Origin of the sequence: Pseudomonas sp. B8(2017) (assembly GCF_002113575.1) — a bacterium.
GTDB lineage: Bacteria > Pseudomonadota > Gammaproteobacteria > Pseudomonadales > Pseudomonadaceae > Aquipseudomonas > Aquipseudomonas putida_Z.
In genome coordinates, this window is sequence record NZ_NEIO01000006.1 from 178,664 (window position 1) to 195,909 (window position 17,246).

General features: G+C 62.3%; 14 protein-coding genes and 1 pseudogene. 12 read left to right on the forward strand and 3 right to left on the reverse strand.

Going from position 1 to position 17,246, the window contains the following annotated elements; genetic code table 11:
- Nucleotides 1-75: 75 nt before the first annotated feature.
- Nucleotides 76-1,701, reverse strand: coding sequence for a methyl-accepting chemotaxis protein (locus CAG22_RS12040; RefSeq protein ID WP_085691997.1), 1,626 nt, complete (start codon nucleotides 1,699-1,701; stop codon nucleotides 76-78).
- Nucleotides 1,702-1,976: 275 nt separating this feature from the next.
- Here CAG22_RS12040 and CAG22_RS12045 point away from each other — a divergent pair, with 275 nt between their 5' ends.
- The 4 genes and pseudogenes from CAG22_RS12045 to CAG22_RS28975 all read left to right on the forward strand — a co-directional run bounded on the left by CAG22_RS12045 (nucleotide 1,977) and on the right by CAG22_RS28975 (nucleotide 4,639).
- A complete protein-coding gene (locus tag CAG22_RS12045) occupies nucleotides 1,977-2,207 on the forward strand; it encodes a hypothetical protein (RefSeq protein ID WP_025337390.1) in 231 nt (76 codons plus the stop codon).
- On the forward strand, nucleotides 2,204-2,506 hold the full coding sequence (locus CAG22_RS12050) for a cell division protein ZapA (RefSeq protein ID WP_003257516.1): 303 nt from the start codon (nucleotides 2,204-2,206) through the stop codon (nucleotides 2,504-2,506). The genes CAG22_RS12045 and CAG22_RS12050 overlap by 4 nt, the downstream gene beginning before the upstream one ends.
- Nucleotides 2,507-2,746: 240 nt before the next feature.
- A pseudogene (locus tag CAG22_RS28970) lies at nucleotides 2,747-3,775 on the forward strand (cache domain-containing protein); the annotation flags it as partial.
- Nucleotides 3,776-3,910: 135 nt separating this feature from the next.
- Nucleotides 3,911-4,639 (forward strand): methyl-accepting chemotaxis protein, encoded by a 729-nt coding sequence (locus CAG22_RS28975; protein ID WP_371916853.1) that lies wholly within the window; start codon nucleotides 3,911-3,913, stop codon nucleotides 4,637-4,639.
- Between the two features lie 203 nt (nucleotides 4,640-4,842).
- Here the strand turns inward: CAG22_RS28975 and CAG22_RS12060 are convergent, their stop codons facing one another.
- Nucleotides 4,843-5,883, reverse strand: coding sequence for a low specificity L-threonine aldolase (locus CAG22_RS12060; protein ID WP_025337393.1), 1,041 nt, complete (start codon nucleotides 5,881-5,883; stop codon nucleotides 4,843-4,845).
- Nucleotides 5,884-6,220: 337 nt separating this feature from the next.
- On the opposite strand from CAG22_RS12060, the gene CAG22_RS12065 reads away from it, so the two are divergent.
- The 7 genes from CAG22_RS12065 (at nucleotide 6,221) to fdhA (ending at nucleotide 15,289) form a co-directional block, all read left to right on the forward strand.
- Complete coding sequence (locus CAG22_RS12065) at nucleotides 6,221-7,474, forward strand: serine hydroxymethyltransferase (protein WP_025337394.1); 1,254 nt, start codon at nucleotides 6,221-6,223, stop codon at nucleotides 7,472-7,474.
- A gap of 15 nt (nucleotides 7,475-7,489) precedes the next feature.
- Nucleotides 7,490-8,740, forward strand: coding sequence for a sarcosine oxidase subunit beta family protein (locus CAG22_RS12070; RefSeq protein WP_003255680.1), 1,251 nt, complete (start codon nucleotides 7,490-7,492; stop codon nucleotides 8,738-8,740).
- Between the two features lie 14 nt (nucleotides 8,741-8,754).
- The gene (locus CAG22_RS12075) at nucleotides 8,755-9,090 is read left to right on the forward strand and encodes a sarcosine oxidase subunit delta (protein WP_013970519.1); all 336 of its coding nucleotides are present in this window, start codon (nucleotides 8,755-8,757) and stop codon (nucleotides 9,088-9,090) included.
- Complete coding sequence (locus CAG22_RS12080; protein ID WP_085705528.1) at nucleotides 9,087-12,104, forward strand: sarcosine oxidase subunit alpha; 3,018 nt, start codon at nucleotides 9,087-9,089, stop codon at nucleotides 12,102-12,104. Before CAG22_RS12075 ends, CAG22_RS12080 begins: the two co-directional genes overlap by 4 nt.
- Before the next feature lie 180 nt (nucleotides 12,105-12,284).
- On the forward strand, nucleotides 12,285-12,917 hold the full coding sequence (locus tag CAG22_RS12085) for a sarcosine oxidase subunit gamma (RefSeq protein ID WP_025337396.1): 633 nt from the start codon (nucleotides 12,285-12,287) through the stop codon (nucleotides 12,915-12,917).
- Between the two features lie 12 nt (nucleotides 12,918-12,929).
- Entirely contained in the window at nucleotides 12,930-13,787 is an 858-nt protein-coding gene (gene purU / locus CAG22_RS12090) for a formyltetrahydrofolate deformylase (protein WP_085705529.1), read from the forward strand.
- Nucleotides 13,788-14,089: 302 nt separating this feature from the next.
- Nucleotides 14,090-15,289 (forward strand): formaldehyde dehydrogenase, glutathione-independent, encoded by a 1,200-nt coding sequence (gene fdhA / locus CAG22_RS12095; protein WP_039613198.1) that lies wholly within the window; start codon nucleotides 14,090-14,092, stop codon nucleotides 15,287-15,289.
- A gap of 174 nt (nucleotides 15,290-15,463) precedes the next feature.
- On the opposite strand, the gene CAG22_RS12100 is transcribed toward fdhA, so the two are convergent.
- A complete protein-coding gene (locus CAG22_RS12100) occupies nucleotides 15,464-16,396 on the reverse strand; it encodes an RHS repeat-associated core domain-containing protein (RefSeq protein ID WP_085705530.1) in 933 nt (310 codons plus the stop codon).
- Nucleotides 16,397-16,617: 221 nt separating this feature from the next.
- Between CAG22_RS12100 and CAG22_RS12105 the strand changes: the two genes are divergently transcribed.
- A complete protein-coding gene (locus tag CAG22_RS12105) occupies nucleotides 16,618-17,193 on the forward strand; it encodes a DUF2780 domain-containing protein (protein ID WP_085705531.1) in 576 nt (191 codons plus the stop codon).
- Nucleotides 17,194-17,246: the final 53 nt, after the last annotated feature.

Genomic DNA, 17,246 nt, shown 5'->3' on the forward strand with positions numbered 1-17,246 from the left:
CCACAGGTACTGCGCTTGCGGTCGGTGTGGGAGCCGCGCTTGCCGGCGATGGGCCGCAAAGCGGCCCCAGCTTCTTCAGGTGCGGAAACGGGCTACGAGGCCGTTGAGGTCTACAGCAAGGCGCGACAACTCCGCACTCGCCGCACTGGTCTGATGCGCCCCGGTAGCACTCTGCACCGACAGGTCATTGATGTTCACCAGGTTGCGGTCCACTTCCCGCGCCACCTGCGCCTGCTCTTCCGCCGCGCTGGCAATCACCAGGTTACGCTCGTTGATCTGCGCCACCGCCCCGGCAATGGTGTCCAGCGCCATGCCTGCGCCACGGGCAATATTCAGGGTGGATTCGGCACGCTCGGTGCTGGTGCGCATCGATTCCACCGCTTCTTCCGTACCGCCTTGAATACTGCCGATCATCCGCTCGATCTCGCTGGTCGACTGCTGGGTACGATGAGCCAGCGCCCGCACCTCATCAGCCACCACGGCAAAGCCACGGCCCGCCTCACCGGCACGTGCCGCCTCGATCGCGGCGTTCAGCGCCAGCAGGTTGGTCTGGTCGGCCAGGCCACGGATCACGTCCAGCACCTTGCCGATGTCGCGCGACTGTTCGGCCAGGTGAGTGATCAGTTTGGCAGTGGCCTGCACATCGCCACTCATGCGTTCGATGGCACCCACGGTCTCCATCACCAGGTCACGTCCATCACCGGTGGAGCGGCTGGCTTCACTGGACGCTTCCGAGGTGCTCACGGCATTGCGCGCCACTTCTTCCACAGCGCTGGTCATTTCAGTTACCGCAGTGGCAGCCTGCTCGATCTCGTTGTTCTGCTGCTGCAGGCCGCGGGCACTTTCGTCGGTGACGGCATTCAACTCTTCGGCCGCCGAGGCCAGCTGGGTGGCGGAGCCGGCGATCTGTTGCAGGGTATCGCGCAGCTTGTCCTGCATGCGGGCCATGGCACGCAGCAGGCGGGCGGCTTCGTCGGTGCCTTCGGCGCGGATGACGTGGGTCAGGTCACCGTCGGCGACCTGTTCGGCGCTTTTGAGGGCTTCTTCGATCGGTTTGACGATACTGCGGGTCAGCAGCAAGGCGCAGACGAAAGTCAGCACGGTGGCGGCGACCAGCAGGCCGATCACCAGGGCGAAGGCAGCGTCGTACTGGTTGGCGGCCTTCTCGTTGGTGGCGCGGGTCTGGTCCGTGTTGATGCGCACCAGGGTGTCCATGACCTTGTTGATCTGTTCGGAGTTGGCGAGCAGGTCGCGGTTGAGCAGGTCGCGCAGTTCGTCGGTGCGGTCGGCCTGGCTCAGGCTGCGCATGCGCGACTCAAGTTGGCGGTACTGGTTGAGCAACTGGCCGTACTGGTCGAATGCAGCCTGTTCGTCGGCGGCGCCGATCAACGGCAGGTAGGCCTGGCGTGCACGGTCGATCTGGCTGTTGCGCTCGTCCAGCAGGCTCAGGGTCTCGCGCTGGGTCGCCGGCTCGCGGTTGAGCAGCAGACGGTAGGAGAGGGTGCGCATGCGCAGGTTCAGGGCGGTGAGTTCGTCGAGGATCTTGATGCTGGGCACGCTGACCTGTTCGATGACGACGCCAGCCTGGCGGATGTTGCCCATCTGGATGAGGGAGAAGATGCCGAGGCCAAGCATCAGCAGGCCGATGAGCGCGAAGCCGAGCAGCGCGCGCGGGGCGATGTTCATATTACGTAGAGACATGAAGGGACGATCCAGGCAAAGGGAAAAGGGTGCGCAAAGTGCGACAGAACATGACTTGCCGGGCTATCGGTTGTGACTGCTCAGTCTTGAGTGCTGTTGGCGAAAATTGTGAGGTTGCTAACCTTTTCCTGACCGGCGGTTGACCCATGTCGGAACAAGGGGGTGGTTCCTCTGTCAATCTGCGGGTTAGAAACCTTGTGAATCCGATATTTAATGGCGATGGGCCGCACTTTTCTTTATCGTGTGCGCCCCTCGCAACAACCTGAGATAGACCCATGCTGGAAGCTTCCCTGAACCAAATCGAGCAACTGGTCAGCGACCTGATGCAGAAGAACGCTCAACTCACCGAGCAGAACACCGCCCTCGGCCAGGAATTGGCCCAGGCCAAGGAAGAGAACGAAACCCTGCAGCTGTCGCTGATGGAGCAGGAAGAGAAGAACGGCAGCACCGCCGCACGCCTGCAGGCCCTGCTCGAGCGCGCCAACGCCGGCGTCGTAGGCGCATGACACTGCGAGCGCAGCCGATCAATGTCGTGTCGATCCTCGGCAACGACTATTCGATCAAGGCGCCTGAAGGCCAGGAAGCGACCCTGGCCCAGGCGGTGCAGATGCTCAACACCGCCCTGGCCCAGACCAAGCGTCAGTACCCGACCCTGATCGGCGACAAGCTGCTGGTGCTGGCCGCACTGAACCTGTGTTCGCGGCAGATCGAACTGCAGGATGAGCACCGCAAGACGCTGGAGCGTACCCAGGCGCAGATCGACGCCACGGTGGACGCCATCGTGCGGACCATAGCCGAACAATAAGGCCTGATGCCGAGCCCCCCTGTGGGAGCGGGCGACCCCGCGAACACCGGCGCAGCCGGTGCCAGCCACCGCGTTGAATTCTTCGCGGGCATGCCGCTCCCACAGGATCAGCGCTGTTGTTCTAGATCACTGGATTAACTGGATACGTAAGTGTATACACTTTCCGCAAAACAATAATTATGCGGGGAGTAGGGCATGCGTATCTGGCGCAAGAGCATCCAGTGGCAGTTGATCACCAGCATGGGCGCCGCCCTGCTGGCGAGCATCCTGGTGGTGGTCATCATTTTCACGGTGGCGCTAAACCGCCTCACCGAACGCTACCTGGTCGATACCGCGCTGCCCGCCAGCATCGAGGCCATCCGCAACGACATCGAGCGCATGCTCGGCCAGCCGCTGGTGGCGGCGGCGGATATTGCCGGCAACACCCTGCTGCGCGACTGGCTTGCCGCCGGTGAAGACCCCGCCCAGGCCGCTCCATTCATCGAATACCTGACCGCCGCCAAGCAGCGCAACCAGGCCTTCACCACCTTGTTCGTCTCGACCGAAACCGGCCACTACTACAACGAGAATGGACTGGACCGTACCCTCAGCCGCAGCAACCCCAAGGACAAATGGTTCTACGGCTACATCGACAGCGGTGCCGAACGCCTGATCAACATCGACATCGACGGTGCCACCGGCGAGCTCGCACTGTTCATCGACTATCGCGTGGAAAAGAACGGCCAACTGGTCGGTGTGGCTGGCATGGGCCTGCGCATGACCGAACTGTCGAAGCTGATCCATGACTTCAAATTTGGCGAGCACGGCAAGGTGTTCCTGGTGCGTAACGATGGCCTGATCCAGGTTCATCCGGACGCTGCCTTCAGCGGCAAACGCCAGCTCACCGAACAGCTCGGCGCGGATGCCGCCAAGGCGCTGATGACCGGCGGCGAAGGCCTGCGCAGCAGCCGCTTCAGCCGTGACGGCGAAAGCTACCTGGCGCTCGGCCTGCCCCTGCGCGACCTCAACTGGACCCTGGTGGCCGAGGTGCCGGAGGAGGAAATCTACGCGCCAATGCACCAGGCGGTATGGCTGACCAGCCTGATCGGTGGTGCCGTGGCCCTGGTATCGCTGCTGCTGGTGGTGCTGCTGGCGCGTGGCCTGGTGCGGCCGATCCGCCGCGTCACAGCGGCGCTGGTGCAGATTGGCAGCGGTGCGGGTGACCTCAGCCACCGGCTGGACGATTCACGCCAGGACGAACTGGGCGACCTGGCGCGTGGCTTCAACCGCTTCCTCGACAGCCAGCGCCGGTTGATCGGTGAGGTATTGCACACTTCCGAGCGGCTGCACCTGGCGGTCGAGCAGGTGACACAGGTGGTGGACAACACCGCCGAGCGTTCCGGGCGCCAGCAGGAAATGACCGAAATGGTCGCTACCGCCGTGCACGAAATGGGTTTGACCGTGCAGGACATTGCTCGCAATGCCGGCGATGCGGCCCAGGCCTCGCAGTCGGCGAGGGACGAAGCCCTGCAGGCGCGTGAAGTGGTGCAACGCTCGATCCGTGGTATCGAGGGGATGTCGGGGGATATCGGCAAGGCGGCCGATGCCGTCAGCCAGCTGGCCGATGAAGTGGCCTCGATCGACGAAGTTCTTGCGGTGATTCGTAGTATTTCCGAGCAAACCAACCTGCTGGCGCTGAATGCCGCCATCGAAGCGGCCAGGGCAGGGGAGATGGGCCGTGGGTTTGCCGTGGTGGCCGATGAGGTGCGTACTTTGGCCCGGCGCACGCAGCTGTCCACCGACGAAGTGCAGCAGATGATCCAGCGCTTGAAGCAGGGCGCGGGTTCGGCTGTGAGTTCGATGCAGGCGGGGCAGCAAGCGACGGGTAGCGGCGTGGAGTCGAGCCAGCGCACCGGGGCGTCATTGGGGGCGATCACTGACCAGGTGGAGCACATCAGCGACATGAACCACCAGGTGGCTACTGCGACCGAAGAGCAGTCGGCGGTGACCGAGGAGATCAACCGTACGGTGCAGGGGATTTCCGACCTGGCGCGGGAGACCGCGGCGGAGGTGCAGGGGTGCCGCGAGGAATGCCAGGCGCTGCGTGGCTTGGCGGAGGACCTGGCGCGGCAGATGGGTGGGTTCAGGCTTTAGATCAGTGTTGGCTTCTTCGCGGGCTTGCCCGCTCCCACAGGTACTGCACAGCTCTCGACGGCTGCGATATTCCTGTGGAAGCGGGCGAGCCCGCAAATGCGGTGTTGGCTTCTTCGCGGGCTTGCCCGCTCCCACAGGTACTGCACAGCTCTCGACGGCTGCGATATTCCTGTGGGAGCGGGCATGCCCGCGAATGCGGCCTGTCAGGCGCCGATGATGGCGCGGATATCCGCCGCCAGTTCGCGCACCCGCTCTTCCTCGGTATCCCACGAGCACATGAACCGCGCCCCGCCACTGCCAATAAAGGTATAGAACCGCCACCCCCTGCCGCGCAGTGCTTCGATCGCGTGTTCCGGCATCTGCAGGAACACCCCGTTGGCCTCAACCGGGAACATCAGCTCCACCCCCGGCAAGTCACTCACCAGCGAGGCAAGCAACTGCGCGCAATGGTTGGCATGCGCGCCATGGCGCAGCCAGGCGCCATCTTCCAGCAGGCCCACCCAAGGCGCCGACAGGAAGCGCATCTTCGATGCCAGTTGCCCGGCCTGCTTGCAGCGGTAGTCGAAGTCCTCGGCCAGTTGGCGGTTGAAGAACAGGATCGCTTCGCCCACCGCCATGCCGTTCTTGGTGCCGCCAAAGCACAGCACATCGACGCCGGCCTTCCAGGTCAGCTCTGCCGGGCTGCAGCCCAGGAACGAACAGGCATTGCTGAAGCGGGCGCCGTCCATGTGCAGGTTCAGCCCCAGCTCCTTGCAGGTGGCGCTGATCGCCTTCAGCTCGTCGGGGCGATAGACGGTGCCCACCTCGGTGGCCTGGGTAATGGTCACCACCCGTGGCTTGGGGTAGTGGATGTCCTGGCGCTTCAGCGCCACTTCGCGGATCGACTGTGGTGTCAGCTTGCCGTTGACGCTGGGCGCGGTCAGCAGTTTGGAGCCGTTGGAGAAGAACTCCGGCGCACCGCACTCGTCGGTTTCGACGTGGGCGGTCTCGGAGCAGATCACGCTGTGGTAGCTCTGGCACAGCGAGGCCAGGGCCAGGGAGTTGGCGGCGGTGCCGTTGAAGGCGAAGAACACCTCGCAGTCGGTTTCGAACAGCTTGCGGAAGTATTCCGCGGCGCGTTCGGTCCACTGGTCGTCGCCATAGGCGCGGTCGTGGCCATGGTTGGCCTTTTCCATCGCTGCCCAGGCTTCGGGGCAGATGCCGGAATAGTTGTCGCTGGCGAATTGTTGGCTCTTATCTGTCATGACACTGTCCTGTGAACGACGCAGAACAGCACTCTAAACCATCGATTCAGCAGATGCCTATACAAGCTGTGCATGGGCTGATGGCTGTGTTGTCTGTGCCGGCCTCTTCGCGGGCACGCCCGCTCCCACAAGGACCGCGCAGGCCAGGAACCATGGGCCTGTGCAGATCCCTGTGGGAGCGGGCGTGCCCGCGAAGAAGCCAACACCGCAACGAATGTCGTAAACGCGCCATTGCAAGGCGTGCGCAGGCATCTGACCCGCCCCGGCCAGTCATAACATCGCCACAAAGGGCCACAGTGCCCCACGACAAAAAATGATCGCTGCCGGGAGATACACGATGTTCAGCAAGCAAGACCAGATCCAGGGTTACGACGATGCACTGCTGGCGGCGATGAATGCCGAAGAACAGCGCCAGGAAGACCACATCGAGCTGATCGCCTCGGAAAACTACACCTCCAAGCGCGTGATGCAGGCCCAAGGCAGCGGCCTGACCAACAAGTACGCCGAAGGCTACCCGGGCAAGCGCTACTACGGTGGCTGCGAGCACGTGGACAAGGTAGAAGCCCTGGCCATCGAGCGCGCCAAGCAGCTGTTCGGTGCCGACTACGCCAACGTCCAGCCGCACTCCGGCTCCTCGGCCAACGGTGCCGTCTACCTGGCCCTGCTGCAGGCTGGTGACACCATCCTCGGCATGAGCCTGGCCCACGGCGGCCACCTGACCCACGGCGCCAAGGTGTCGTCCTCGGGCAAGCTGTACAACGCTGTGCAATACGGCATCGACACCAACACCGGCCTGATCGACTACGACGAAGTCGAGCGCCTGGCTGTCGAGCACAAGCCGAAAATGATCGTTGCCGGCTTCTCGGCCTACTCCAAGACCCTCGACTTCCCACGCTTCCGCGCTATCGCCGACAAGGTCGGTGCGCTGCTGTTCGTCGACATGGCCCACGTAGCCGGCCTGGTTGCCGCTGGCCTGTACCCGAACCCGATCCCGTTCGCCGATGTGGTTACCACCACCACCCACAAGACCCTGCGCGGCCCACGTGGCGGCCTGATCCTGGCCAAGTCGAACGAAGAGATCGAGAAGAAGCTGAACGCCGCGGTGTTCCCTGGCGCCCAGGGCGGCCCGCTGATGCACGTTATCGCCGCCAAGGCCGTGTGCTTCAAGGAAGCGCTGGAGCCTGAGTTCAAGGCCTACCAGCAACAAGTGATCGAAAACGCCCAGGCCATGGCCCAGGTGTTCATCGACCGCGGCTACGACGTGGTTTCCGGCGGCACCGACAACCACCTGTTCCTGGTCAGCCTGATCCGCCAGGGCCTCACCGGCAAAGATGCCGACGCCGCCCTGGGCCGCGCGCACATCACCGTCAACAAGAACGCCGTGCCGAATGACCCGCAGTCGCCATTCGTCACCTCGGGCCTGCGCATCGGCACCCCGGCCGTCACCACCCGCGGCTTCAAGGTCGCTCAGTGCGTGGCCCTGGCCGGCTGGATCTGCGACATCCTCGACAACCTCGGTGACGCAGACGTCGAAGCCGATGTAGCGAAGAACGTCGCGGCCCTGTGCGCAGATTTCCCTGTTTACCGCTGAGTGGAGTCACACACCATGCAACGTTACTCGGGCTTCGGCCTTTTCAAGCACTCCCTCAGCCACCACGAGAACTGGCAGCGCATGTGGCGTACGCCAACCCCTAAAAAGGTCTACGACGTGGTTATCGTCGGCGGTGGCGGCCATGGCCTGGCCACGGCCTACTACCTGGCCAAGGAACACGGCATCACCAACGTTGCCGTGATCGAGAAGGGTTACCTGGGCGGCGGCAACACCGCCCGTAACACCACCATCGTGCGTTCCAACTACCTGTGGGACGAGTCGGCGCACCTGTACGAGCACGCCATGAAGCTGTGGGAGGGCCTGTCCCAGGACCTCAACTACAACGTGATGTTCTCCCAGCGCGGTGTGTACAACCTGTGCCACACCCTGCAGGACATGCGTGACTCCGAGCGCCGGGTCAGCGCCAACCGCCTGAACGGCGTGGATGGCGAGCTGCTCAACACCGCCCAGGTCGCGGCCGAGATCCCGTACCTGGACTGCTCCAAGAACACCCGCTACCCGATCCTTGGTGCCACCGTGCAGCGCCGTGGCGGCGTGGCCCGTCACGACGCCGTGGCCTGGGGCTTCGCCCGTGCCGCCGACGCCCTGGGCGTGGACCTGATCCAGCAGACCGAAGTGATCGGCTTCCGCAAGGAAAACGGCGCGGTCATCGGTGTGGAAACCAACAAAGGCTTCATCGGCGCCAAGCGCGTCGGCGTGGTCACCGCCGGTAACTCCGGGCACATGGCCAAGCTGGCCGGCTTCCGCCTGCCGCTGGAATCGCACCCGCTGCAAGCACTGGTATCCGAGCCGATCAAGCCGATCATCGACAGCGTGATCATGTCCAACGCCGTGCACGGCTACATCAGCCAGTCCGACAAGGGCGACCTGGTGATCGGTGCCGGTATCGACGGCTGGGTCGGCTACGGCCAGCGCGGTTCGTACCCGGTGATCGAGCACACCCTGCAGGCCATCGTCGAGATGTTCCCCAACCTCTCGCGCGTGCGCATGAACCGCCAGTGGGGCGGCATCGTCGATACCTCTCCGGACGCTTGCCCGATCATCACCAAGACCCCGGTCAAGAACATGTTCTTCAACTGCGGTTGGGGTACTGGCGGCTTCAAGGCGACCCCGGGTTCGGGCAACGTCTTCGCCGCGAGCCTGGCCAAGGGCGAAATGCACCCACTGGCCGCGCCGTTCTCCATGGACCGTTTCTACAACGGCGCACTGATCGACGAACACGGCGCCGCCGCCGTCGCCCACTAACCGGAGACACCGTCATGTTGCATATTTTCTGTCCCCACTGCGGCGAGCTGCGCTCCGAAGAAGAGTTCCACGCCTCTGGCCAGGCGCACATCGCCCGCCCGCTGGACCCTAACGCCTGCTCCGACGAGGAGTGGGGTACCTACATGTTCTACCGTGACAACCCACGCGGTATTCACCACGAACTGTGGGACCACGTTGCCGGCTGCCGCCAGTATTTCAACGTCACCCGCGACACCGTGACCTACGAAATTCTGGAAACCTACAAGATTGGCGAGAAGCCGCAAGTGACCGCCAGCGGCAAGCAGAACAGCGCCGCGTCGACCGTCAAAGGCCAAGGGGAAAAAGTATGAGCCAGACCTATCGCCTCGCCAGCGGCGGCCGTATCGACCGCAGCAAGGTCCTGAACTTCACTTTCAACGGCAAGACCTACCAAGGTTATGCCGGTGACAGCCTGGCCGCCGCACTGCTGGCCAACGGCGTCGACATCGTCGGCCGCAGCTTCAAGTATTCGCGTCCACGCGGCATCATCGCCGCCGGTACCGAGGAGCCGAACGCCATCCTGCAGATCGGCTCCAGCGAAGCCACCCAGATCCCCAACGTGCGTGCCACCCAGCAGGCGCTGTACGCAGGTCTTGTAGCTACCAGCACCAACGGCTGGCCGAACGTCAACAACGACGTCATGGGCATCCTGGGCAAGGTGGGCGGCAGCATGATGCCGCCGGGCTTCTACTACAAAACCTTCATGTACCCGAAATCGTTCTGGATGACTTACGAGAAGTACATCCGCAAAGCCGCAGGCCTTGGCCGCGCGCCGCTGCAGAACGACCCGGACAGCTACGACTACATGAACCAGCACTGCGACGTGCTGATCGTCGGCGCCGGCCCTGCCGGCCTGGCCGCTGCACTGGCCGCAGCCCGCAGCGGTGCCCGCGTGATCCTGGCTGACGAGCAGGAAGAGTTCGGCGGCAGCCTGCTCGACACCCGCGAAACCCTCGACGGCAAGCCTGCTGCCGATTGGGTCAGCGCCGTGGTGAAGGAGCTGGAAAGCCTGCCGGAAGTGACCCTGCTGCCACGTGCCACGGTCAACGGCTACCACGACCATAACTTCCTGACCATCCACGAGCGCCTAACCGACCACCTCGGCGACCGCGCCCCGATCGGCCAGGTACGCCACCGCGTGCACCGCGTCCGCGCCAAGCGCGTGGTGCTGGCTGCCGGCGCCCACGAGCGCCCGCTGGTGTACGGCAACAACGACCTGCCGGGCAACATGCTGGCCGGTGCCGTGTCCACCTACGTACGCCGCTATGGCGTGGCCCCGGGCCGCAAGCTGGTGCTGTCGACCAACAACGACCACGCCTACCGCGCCGCGCTGGACTGGCACGACGCCGGCCTGCAAGTGGTCGCCATTGCCGACGCCCGCCACAACCCGCGTGGCTCGCTGGTTGAAGAAGCACGTGCCAAAGGCATCCGCATCCTCACCTCCAGCGCCGTGATCGAGGCCAAGGGCAGCAAGCACGTCACCGGCGCCCGCGTGGCCGCCATCGATGTGCAGGCACACAAGGTCACCAGCCCAGGCGAAACCCTCGAGTGCGACCTGATCGCCACCTCCGGCGGCTACAGCCCGATCGTGCACCTGGCTTCGCACCTGGGCGGTCGCCCGGTATGGCGTGAAGACATCCTCGGCTTCGTGCCGGGCGATGCCCCGCAGAAACGCGAATGCGTGGGTGGCATCAACGGCGTCTACGCCCTGGGCGACGTGATCGCCGATGGCTTCGAAGGCGGCGTTCGCGCAGCCACCGAAGCGGGCTTCAAGGCTACCGTCGGCAGCCTGCCGAAAACCGTTGCGCGCAAGGAAGAGGCCACCGTGGCGCTGTTCCAGGTGCCGCACGACAAGGGCACTGCCCGCGCACCCAAGCAGTTCGTCGACCAGCAGAACGACGTCACCGCGGCCGCCATCGAACTGGCCACCCGCGAAGGCTTCGAGTCGGTCGAGCACGTGAAACGCTACACCGCGCTGGGCTTCGGTACCGACCAGGGCAAGCTGGGCAACATCAACGGCCTGGCCATTGCCGCCCGTTCGATCGGCATTACCATCCCGGAAATGGGCACCACCATGTTCCGCCCCAACTACACGCCGGTTACCTTCGGTGCAGTAGCGGGCCGTCACTGTGGTCACCTGTTCGAGCCGGTGCGCTTCACCGCCCTGCATGCCTGGCACGTGAAGAACGGCGCCGAGTTCGAAGACGTCGGCCAGTGGAAGCGCCCATGGTACTTCCCGAAAGCCGGTGAAGACATCCACGCCGCCGTAACCCGTGAATGCAAGGCCGTGCGCGACAGCGTGGGCCTGCTGGACGCCTCGACCCTGGGCAAGATCGACATCCAGGGCCCGGATGCGCGTGAGTTCCTCAACCGCATCTACACCAACGCCTGGACCAAGCTCGATGTGGGCAAGGCCCGCTATGGCCTGATGTGCAAGGAAGACGGCATGGTCTTCGACGACGGCGTGACCGCCTGCGTCGGCGACAACCACTTCATCATGACCACCACCACTGGCGGCGCCGCCCGCGTGCTGCAGTGGATGGAGCTGTACCACCAGACCGAATGGCCGGAACTGAAGGTGTACTTCACCTCGGTCACCGACCACTGGGCCACCATGACCCTGTCCGGCCCCAACAGCCGCAAGCTGCTGAGCGAGCTGACCGACATCGACATGGACAAGGAAGCTTTCCCGTTCATGACCTGGAAGGAAGGCAACGTCGGCGGCGTACCGGCTCGGGTGTTCCGTATCTCGTTCACCGGCGAGCTGTCGTACGAAGTCAACGTGCAGGCCAACTACGCCATGGGCGTGCTGGAACAGATCATCGAGGCAGGCAAGAAGTACAACCTGACCCCGTACGGTACCGAGACCATGCACGTACTGCGTGCCGAGAAGGGCTTCATCATCGTTGGCCAGGACACCGATGGCTCGATGAACCCGGACGACCTGAACATGAGCTGGTGCGTGGGCCGTAACAAGCCGTTCTCGTGGATCGGCCTGCGTGGCATGAACCGCGAAGACTGCCTGCGCGACAACCGCAAGCAACTGGTAGGCCTGAAGCCGATCGACCCGAACCAGTGGCTGCCGGAAGGCGCCCAGCTGGTGTTCGACCCGAAACAGCCGATCCCGATGGATATGGTTGGCCACGTCACCTCCAGCTACGCGTCCAACTCCCTGGGCTACTCGTTCGCCATGGGTGTGGTCAAAGGCGGCCTCAAGCGCATGGGCGAGCGCGTCTACTCGCCGCAGGCGGATGGCAGCGTGATCGAGGCGGAGATCGTGTCTTCGGTGTTCTTCGATCCGAAGGGTGAGCGGCAGAACGTTTGACTCCGGGCCCTGTGGGGGCAGGCCAGGCCTCATCGCCGGCAAGCCGGGCTCCCACAGGATCGATGCAGCTTCGAAGGTCGGTGAGGCCCCTGTGGGAGCCGGCTTGCCGGCGATAGGGCCGGTAGATCCAGCACAGAAGCTGCGTCGCATCGACGAACAAGAATTCAAGGCAGGTAAGAAATGAGCGCTATCAACGTCTTCCAGCAAAACCCCGGCGCCGAGGCCAAGGCCCAGTCGCCACTGCACCACGCCGACCTGGCCAGCCTGGTTGGCAAAGGCCGCAAGAACGCAGGCGTGACCCTGCGTGAACGCAAGTTCCTCGGCCACCTGACCATCCGTGGCGACGGCCACAACCCGGAATTCGCCGCCGGCGTGCACAAGGCCCTGGGCCTGGAGCTGCCAGTGGCCCTGACCGTGGTCGCCAACAACGAAATGTCGCTGCAATGGGTCGGCCCTGACGAGTGGCTGCTGATCGTGCCAGGCGGCCAGGAACTGGCGGTCGAGCAGAAACTGCGCGCAGCCCTCGAAGGCCAGCACATCCAGGTAGTCAACGTCAGCGGCGGGCAGAGCCTGCTGGAACTGCGCGGCCCGAATGTGCGCGAAGTGCTGATGAAGTCCACCAGCTATGATGTTCATCCGAACAACTTCCCGGTGGGCAAGGCAGTCGGCACCGTGTTCGCCAAGTCGCAACTGGTGATCCGCCGCACCGCCGAAGACACCTGGGAACTGGTGATTCGCCGCAGCTTCGCCGACTACTGGTGGCTGTGGCTGCAGGACGCTTCGGCCGAGTACGGCCTGAGCATCGAGGCTTAAGGAGAACAGAGAATGAGTCGGGCACCGGATACCTGGATTCTCACCGCCGACTGCCCGAGCATGCTCGGCACCGTCGACGTGGTGACGCGTTACCTCTTCGAGCAGCGCTGCTACGTGACGGAGCACCACTCCTTCGATGACCGGCAGTCGGGGCGTTTCTTCATTCGCGTGGAGTTCCGCCAGCCGGACGATTTCGATGAAGCCGGCTTCCGCGCCGGCCTTGCCGAGCGCAGCGAGGCGTTCGGCATGACCTTCGAGCTGACCGCACCTAACCACCGCCCCAAAGTGGTGATCATGGTGTCCAAGGCCGACCACTGCCTTAACGACCTGCTGTATCGCCAGCGTATCGGTCAGCTGGCCATGGACGTGGTCGCGGTGGTGTCCAACCACCCCGATCTCGAACCCCTGGCGCACTGGCACAAGATCCCTTACTACCACTTTGCCCTCGACCCCAAGGACAAGCCTGGGCAAGAGCGCAAGGTACTTCAGGTGATCGAGGAAACCGGCGCCGAGCTGGTGATACTTGCGCGCTACATGCAGGTGTTGTCGCCAGAGCTGTGCCGGCGCCTGGATGGCTGGGCGATCAACATTCACCACTCGTTGCTGCCAGGGTTCAAAGGCGCCAAGCCTTACCACCAGGCGTACAACAAGGGCGTGAAGATGGTTGGCGCTACGGCGCACTACATCAACAACGACCTGGACGAAGGCCCGATCATCGCCCAGGGCGTGGAGGTGGTCGACCACAGCCATTACCCCGAAGACCTGATTGCCAAAGGGCGCGACATCGAGTGCCTGACCTTGGCGCGAGCGGTGGGGTATCACATCGAGCGACGAGTGTTCCTCAACGCCAACCGGACCGTAATTCTGTAATAACCAGTACCGGCCTCTTCGCGGGCTTGCCCGCTCCCACAGGTTCAGCGTGAACTTGAAGCCAGCGCAGGACCTGTGGGAGCGGGCAAGCCCGCGAAGAGGCCGGCACAGGTCACCCCATCCGTTCCCCCATATCCTCCAACGACAACCCTGCCGCTAAAAGGCATCTCCCTGTCGCTCCCAGTCAGTGCATCTGGCCGTATCAGGCCCACAATTCCCTGCATTCCAGTAACACATGCCGCCCACGGATGGCGGCGCGTTCAACCACCGCTGCATAAATAAAAATCAAGCGAGGTAAGAGCATGTCTGGCAATCGTGGAGTGGTATATCTCGGCGCCGGCAAGGTCGAGGTGCAGAAGATCGACTACCCGAAAATGCAGGACCCACGCGGCAAGAAGATCGAGCACGGCGTGATCCTGAAGGTGGTCTCCACCAACATCTGCGGCTCCGACCAGCACATGGTCCGCGGCCGCACCACTGCCCAGGTCGGCCTGGTCCTGGGCCACGAAATCACCGGCGAGATCGTCGAGAAGGGCCGTGACGTCGAGCGCATGCAGATTGGCGACCTGGTCTCGGTGCCATTCAACGTCGCCTGTGGCCGCTGCCGCTCCTGCAAGGAAATGCACACCGGTGTCTGCCTCACCGTCAACCCTGCCCGCGCTGGCGGTGCCTATGGTTACGTCGACATGGGCGACTGGACCGGCGGCCAGGCCGAGTACGTGCTGGTGCCGTACGCCGACTTCAACCTGCTGAAACTGCCTGAGCGCGACAAGGCCATGGAAAAGATCCGTGACCTGACCTGCCTGTCCGACATCCTGCCGACCGGCTACCACGGTGCCGTGACTGCCGGTGTAGGCCCAGGCAGCACCGTCTACGTTGCTGGTGCCGGCCCGGTCGGTCTGGCTGCCGCTGCCTCGGCACGCCTGCTGGGCGCTGCCTGCGTCATCGTCGGCGACCTCAACCAGGCCCGTCTGGCTCACGCCAAGTCCCAGGGCTTCGAAGTGGTCGACCTGTCCAAGGACACCCCGCTGCACGAGCAGATCGTCGATATCCTCGGCGAGCCTGAAGTGGACTGCGCCATCGACGCCGTTGGCTTCGAGGCCCGCGGCCATGGCCACGAAGGTGCCAAGCATGAAGCGCCGGCCACCGTGCTGAACTCGCTGATGCAGGTTACCCGCGTTGCCGGCAACATCGGTATCCCGGGCCTGTACGTGACCGAAGACCCGGGTGCAGTGGATGCTGCTGCCAAGATCGGCGCGCTGAGCATCCGCTTCGGCCTGGGCTGGGCGAAATCGCACAGCTTCCACACCGGCCAGACCCCGACCATGAAGTACAACCGCCAGCTGATGCAGGCGATCATGTGGGACCGTATCAACATCGCTGAAGTGGTGGGTGTGCAGGTGATCAACCTCGACCAGGCGCCGGAAGGTTATGGCGAGTTCGATGCGGGTGTGCCGAAGAAGTTCGTGATTGACCCGCACAAGATGTGGGGGGCGGCGTAATCAGCGCCGATTAACAAGAGCCCCTCGATTCGAGGGGCTTTTTTGTGGCTGTTGCACTGATCTCAACGCGTGCACCGCACCTGTGGGAGCGGGCTTGCCCGCAAAGACGTTCGACCAAACAGCATATAATAACCGTTGTCTACGCGGACTTAGAGCATTTATGGTGGAAGCACTTTATTGCTCGCTATATTTAGGTGGGAAGTTTTTTCGTGTTTTCATGTTGTCTCTGATGAAGTCTGCTTCCTCTAGAATTTTTTTGGCCTTACCGTAATAGTAATCGGCATTGCCTCGATGCTTGGACTTGATTTTTTTACCATCCAAACGGCGGATCAGTTCTCCGTGTACGAGTCGTTCTCTATTGCCAAGTGCTACTAGGCTTTCGGCTCGTTTTTCAAGTTTTACGAGTCTAGTAATTGTCTCGATATCCGGCGTGAATCCGGAAAACTCAACTGTTTCGGTTTTTCCATGCGGAAGCATAGAGTATCCAGGAAGGCTAACAGTTGATACTCCTATCTCGTTTTCGGTTGCCCGATTTTCGGCCGATTGCAAAGAGCGTCTTCTATCAGAAGGTCTGGTTTGGGTCTTTGTTGCTCCTTTCGTGCGAAACCCTAGCGTGTTAGCTATACCTTTAAAAAAACTTCTTATTGGATTGTTTCCAGATGGATCAATAAAATTAACTGGGTCACAGAAGCAATATGCGTAGCTGTTGAGGCCCCCTTCTTCGAAAGGACTATAATCATCCGGCGAGTTGAATCGCATTCGCAAAGGCGAAAAAATTCTATTTCCATTGCCAAGTGCGTAGCCTAATAATATAGAGTTAAAAAGCTCGGCATTGAGCCGGAGTAAAAAACTTGAGTCTTCTTGATTGAAGTAATGGCCGTATGCGGAATAGGTAAGTGAATTACTGCTTTGCTCGTCCAGTTCTTCAAGTACGGTTCCGTTCTCATTTGAGGCAAGCAGCTTTATTTCTTTTGAGCTCTCATTGATGTTTTCCGCCAAGAGTAGTTCATGGGTCCGGAAAATTCTTCTCCACTGATTTTTTGACTTTATATTGGATATTTTGCCCGTTTGATAGAAAAGCAGGTCACTGCTTGAATTCGTTTTCATGGGTTCTGGTTCCTATTCTAAGATAAGCGGATGCGCCCACCTGTAGGCAGTACCCAGTATCTCTGACCATGCTCTATGGAGATACTGATAAAAATACTAGGTAATTGTATTTCATCTCTCGCATTACGCATGTCCAGCAGTACCGGTAACGGAACTAACCATCAATCTATCGGTCGAATTTCTCGTTTCCCTCGCCACCCCGGCCCACGAGGTCCTTCCCGATGAAAGCATTCACCTTGGCAACCCTGATGACCCTGGCCGCAAGCCCGGTGTTCGCCTTCAACCTCAGCGACGCCGCCAACGCCGTGTCTGCCATGCAGAACCAGCAACAGCAGGGCCCGGTGCAGGCGCCCGAGGCGCAAGCCAACCTGCTCAACACCTTGGGCAGCCAATTGAATATCACCCCCGAACAGGCCGTGGGTGGGGCAGGGGCGATGTTGGGGCTGGCGCGCAATAATCTGAGTTCTGACGACTACGGCCAGCTGACCAAGGCCGTGCCAGGGCTGGACCTGCTTGCCGGGGCCAGTGCATTAGGTGGCTTGAGTGGGTTGGGTGAACTACTGGGCAAGAACAGCGAGAGCCAGTCGGCGTTGAGCAATGCGTTGGGCAACAATATGGAAAACCGCAGCGACCTGGACAATGCGTTCAAGGCGCTGGGGATGGATACCGGGATGATCGGGCAGTTTGCGCCGTTGCTGCTGCAGTACCTGGGGCAGCAGGGGATTGCCGGGTCGTTGTTGCAGAATTTGGGGAGTTTGTGGACCACTCCTGCTCCGTTGACCGGGCCTTCGGTCTGAGGATTTTGCCAGCATCACAGCCTTGAAGGCTGACGCCGTACCTGTAGGAGCGG